Below are 4,531 nucleotides of genomic sequence, written 5' to 3' on the forward strand. Positions count from 1 at the left end.
AGCAGGTTGGGAAACGATTTGGGAAGGTTGGGATACCCTTCAATCTTATGTCGTTGGATATAGGATGGCGAAAGAAATGCTAGCTGACGGAGAAATGCACTAAGATCTGATCAAGAGACAGCGGCTACGCCGTTGCCTAATACAAAGCCTCTAACAGTTAATGAAATGAATCAGCGCCTTGCCGACGACTCAAAAATTAGCAAACAATTCAAAGCGCTAGAAAGTGGCTACAACAGTAAAAAAGATCTTGAAGCAAACTTTAATGCTTTCTTGAACTTTTTTGATTTAAAACTCGAAAATAAAAACACTCGAACAAAACATACTGAACCTGAAAGAGTCAGAACAGCTCACACAAGTACGTCTCATCAACCAATCACGTCAAGGAAGCAAGCTGCACATGATCTTGATACATTCGCACCTTCACCTGAACGAAGAGGTCAAGGGCAAAAATATCACCCTGAACATGGAAATGTTGATCTTAATTCATCTCAGCAATCCAAACCTGAAGATTTGAATATCGAACCTTCATCGGAGCAAACAAGTAAGGAATTTGGATATCACCCTGTACGTGGAAACGTTGCCCTGGACTCAGCAAATGCTTGACCCCTTGAATATAGACCATTTGATTTAAGGACATCGAACCAACATCAGTATGTAACAATATCTGAAAAAGATACAACTCATGAACATGTAATGCAGTAATGAGTTCTACCTTCTTTAATTCTAACCCTTACAGTTAGGTGTTCTTTGTACCTCAGGACTTTCCTGCCACTCAGCTTCTGAGTATGTGTGAATAGATAACGCATGGATGCTGTTTTTAAGCTCATCAGCCAAGACTTCATTTACCATTCGATGGCGAGCAATCAAGCGTTTGCCATCAAAACTATCGCTGACAATAACAACCTTAAAATGGCTTTCAGAACCTGGTGGTACATTATGACGATTACTTTCGTTTAACACATCCAAATGCATTGGTGAAAAGCTGTTGTTTAACTTTTCTGAAATTAATGTTGCAACAGGTCCATTTGATGAAGAAGCCATGTTAAAAACTCAATTGATAAAAGACAGGCGAAGATTACTTTCCCGTTAAAGAAAGATCAATCACAAGAGATTCGAATTTTGTTATCGAGCTGTTCAAGTTGGTGTATGAGGTTTTCTTGTGTCACATCAGAAGGTAGCCTTACCGTCATTTTTGCTTCATAAACTGAACACCCTAAACCCGAAACCGGAGCTCTAATCGTATTAATATGCTCTACTTCTACTTCCAGCCCTGTTAATAATTCATTTATTTCTCGTGTTAAACCTGACCTGTCTTCGCAGTTCAGAGTGACTTGAATAGGCTCACTGAATATTGCGGCTTCAACTTTAGGCTCACTGTAGCTAAAGGTTAGCTGCGGATAATTGGTTCTAAAAGCATCCTCCAAACAGCCTAACTTTTCAGACTCGATATCAACGAGTACCAACGCTGCAAATTGCTCACCGATTCGACTCACTTTGCTCGTCATCCACTTTGCATTAAGGGCACAGGTTTCAGCAGCAAGTTGATTTACAATTTCAAAGTCACCTTCTCCTGTGACAGTTATGATCACACAAACATTCATGCTCGACTCATTCCATTAAAAACTTTAGTTGTAGCGTTAATTTTGAGATTTAACTGTGTTGAATAGCACATTTTTAAAAAGAAATGTTATTGATGATAATTTGGGATGATGGTTCTGAATGTTAGATTAAGTCGTTCAGTTTCAATTTGTTGCCGCTTCGGTACAGAATGAAGCCACTCTTGCTGCATCGGAAAATGCATTAAGAGCAAGTCACCGCTATTCAACAAAAACGATTCCTTTTCGCCTGTGTCCTTGTGTTTTATAACAAAATCTCTCGATGCTCCAAGGCTTATAGAGATGACATCCGTTCCAATAGATATTTCGGGCTCGTCATCACTGTGCCACCCCATACTGTCTTTACCATTTCGATAACGATTCACAAGTGCACCGTTACAGTTTTGAGAAAACTCAGTATTAAGTTGATGTCTAAGTCGATTTAAGTAGTAAGGCCAAGGATTTGCTGACACCAATAAGTTTGAATAAAGCATGTCACAGCCTTCATCGGCATACCAAACTTGCTCTCTAGGAATATAATGCTGTTTCCCGTAAACCTTAATTTTCGGTGATGAAAAGTCGTAACATTCCGATTCTTTTATCAGTAGATCAATCTTACTTTTTGAGAGGTAATTCCGACAGAGAGTTACCGGTAGGTTGCAGTTTTCTTGCTCATTACTTTCCTCCCCTAATAGCCCAAGTTGCATACCCATCCAATCATAAAACGATACTAATGAAGTAAGTTACTGCAAAATGATCCATTCTCCAACTTGATACCAAGCCAGCATCATCAAGACAATGAGAAATAGATATGAAATCCCTTTATTTACTTTTTGCTTCATCATAATTCCTTATAAAAACAACTTGAAATATCTCAAAAAAGTACCTGACGATAAGTTATTTAAAAATAGGGGCTGTTGATATTTTCAGCAATGATTATTTTTGACGATAACAAAGCGGAACAAGCGTTATTTAGTTCTTCTAAATGAGCGCAGTGACAATGCAGATAGCGTTAAAAATAACCATTGCCCTACGGGCTGAGTCTAAATCGCCTTACTCTGTGTTAAAAATAGTTTATTTAGATGACTAAATTGCACTATTTCCGCCTCGATTAAGGCGATTTATTGCTCAGCTGAATTATAAAACAAAGATCAACAGCCCCTAGAGTCAGATACTTTAATTACAGCACAAATGTAATAATTCGCAGGAATTGAACAAATAAAAAACCGTCTATCGTAATTTAGACTGATTTTCTTTATCGAACTTTGAGATAATGGGGGTCGTTATTTTTCTCAATGGCCTCAAAATGAACTTAGCACTTTCTGATTCACAACTTTCATTAGTTTTAAACCGTTATCCCATTCAGCAAAAGTCAAATTTGCAAGCATGGGATGCTGCTGATGAGCATGTGCTAAAAACACTTCACGAATCTGAGTTTGATACCGACAAGATCCTTATCGTTAATGATGGCTTTGGTGCCTTAACTTGTGGTGTAAAAACATTATACCCTGACTCTGAGATTTGTTTTGAAGCCGATAATAAAACCAGTCACTTGGGTTTAATGTCTAACTTAGCTGACAATAATTTAAGCAACAAAATTGAGCGAATTGATAGTGAAGCAGAACTTCCATTTATTCCTCAATTGGTATTATTAAAGCTGCCTAAAAGCCTAGTTTATTTAAACCACTTACTTACACGTCTATCAACCATACTCCCTGAAGGCACGCCATTACTCATAGGCGGTAAAGCCAAGTCCATCAATAAATCGATTGTTGAGCAAATCAATAAGTTCTATGGCGATGCAGATCCGAGCCTAACATGGAAAAAAACAAGAGTAATTCATTGCGTATTTGATGGCGTAAAACGAGATCTATTGAAAACAACAAACTGGACATTGCCAAATACAGAGTTATCCATTTCGAATAAAAGCAATGTGTTTGCAGCAAGTAAGCTTGATGTTGGCGCTCGTATCATGTTGGAAAACATGCCCAAAGGAGACTTTAAAAATATTGTCGATTTAGGCTGTGGAAATGGTGTTCTAGGCTTGAGAGCTGCTCAGTTATTCCCTGAAGCAAATGTATGCTTTGTCGACGACTCTGCAATGGCGGTATCGAGTGCCCAGCAAAACTGGATAGACAATGGGTTTGCAGAACAACAGGGACAGTTTATATGGGACGATTGCTTAACTCATTTACCAGAATACACCGAAGTAGATCTCATTCTTTGTAATCCTCCTTTCCACCAAGGTGAAGCCATTACGGATCACATCGCTTGGCAAATGTTCGTTGATGCGAGAAAAAAATTAAGTAATGGCGGAGTACTGCATGTCGTGGGTAACAGACACCTCGCATATCACGCAAAACTAAAGCGATTATTTGGGAATTGTGAGTTGGTTGCATCGAATGGAAAGTTTGTTATTTTGCAATCTGTTAAGCGCTAAATTGAGTTTAAATCGTGCCGTAGGTATTTCTGTTATCAGCACTAGAAGAAAAATAGCTAGATAAAGCGAGTGCTTCAAAATGATTAGGTTGATGCACTACGAGTGGCTTTGAAAAGTCGACAAACTCGTTTTCTCCCGGTTCTTTGAGGCGCATTGTGTTAAATTCTTCAATCAAAAAATGATTAAAATTTGATGCAATGCCATCTGCTAGCATTCTTAAATTTGTTGATTCCTTAAGTTTGTCTGCCAGGGAGCCATGTTCCAATTTAAAGATGTTTAATAACTCTTGTACTCTATCTAGGTAGCTAAGAGAAAACTCATCTTGCGAAATTGATAACCCAAATAATTTATTTGCCAGTTCTTTTAGCAAATTTTGGCTCTTCGTCGTTTAGTGTGGATTTAATGGGTTTGTTTTTGAGATAATAAATCTAGTTTTTGTAGTCAATAATTTAAGAAGTAAATACATGGATGGTAATCAAGTTCTAATGCTTGGCCT

Annotated in this window: 6 protein-coding genes; 2 read left to right on the forward strand and 4 right to left on the reverse strand. The window is 38.0% G+C overall.

Going from position 1 to position 4,531, the window contains the following annotated elements; all coding sequences use genetic code 11:
- Positions 1–132: 132 nt before the first annotated feature.
- Positions 133–603, forward strand: a complete 471-nt coding sequence (locus JQC92_RS21075; protein WP_205001502.1) for a hypothetical protein — start codon at positions 133–135, stop codon at positions 601–603.
- Between the two features lie 120 nt (positions 604–723).
- Here JQC92_RS21075 and JQC92_RS21080 read toward each other — a convergent pair whose 3' ends face one another.
- The 3 genes from JQC92_RS21080 to JQC92_RS21090 all read right to left on the reverse strand — a co-directional run bounded on the left by JQC92_RS21080 (position 724) and on the right by JQC92_RS21090 (position 2,302).
- Positions 724–1,041, reverse strand: coding sequence for a BolA family protein (locus JQC92_RS21080; RefSeq protein ID WP_205001503.1), 318 nt, complete (start codon positions 1,039–1,041; stop codon positions 724–726).
- Between the two features lie 56 nt (positions 1,042–1,097).
- The gene (locus JQC92_RS21085; RefSeq protein WP_205001504.1) at positions 1,098–1,589 is read right to left on the reverse strand and encodes an ACT domain-containing protein; all 492 of its coding nucleotides are present in this window, start codon (positions 1,587–1,589) and stop codon (positions 1,098–1,100) included.
- Between the two features lie 98 nt (positions 1,590–1,687).
- Positions 1,688–2,302: an alpha-ketoglutarate-dependent dioxygenase AlkB family protein gene (locus JQC92_RS21090; RefSeq protein ID WP_205001505.1), complete on the reverse strand. Its 615-nt coding sequence runs from the start codon at positions 2,300–2,302 to the stop codon at positions 1,688–1,690.
- A 599-nt stretch (positions 2,303–2,901) separates the two neighbouring features.
- Between JQC92_RS21090 and JQC92_RS21095 the strand changes: the two genes are divergently transcribed.
- A complete protein-coding gene (locus JQC92_RS21095) occupies positions 2,902–4,035 on the forward strand; it encodes a methyltransferase (RefSeq protein ID WP_205001506.1) in 1,134 nt (377 codons plus the stop codon).
- 7 nt (positions 4,036–4,042) lie between these two features.
- Here the strand turns inward: JQC92_RS21095 and JQC92_RS21100 are convergent, their stop codons facing one another.
- Complete coding sequence (locus JQC92_RS21100) at positions 4,043–4,405, reverse strand: hypothetical protein (protein WP_205001507.1); 363 nt, start codon at positions 4,403–4,405, stop codon at positions 4,043–4,045.
- Positions 4,406–4,531 lie beyond the last annotated feature (126 nt).

This window comes from Parashewanella hymeniacidonis (assembly GCF_016900895.1).
In the GTDB taxonomy this organism is placed as follows: Bacteria; Pseudomonadota; Gammaproteobacteria; order Enterobacterales; family Shewanellaceae; genus Parashewanella; species Parashewanella hymeniacidonis.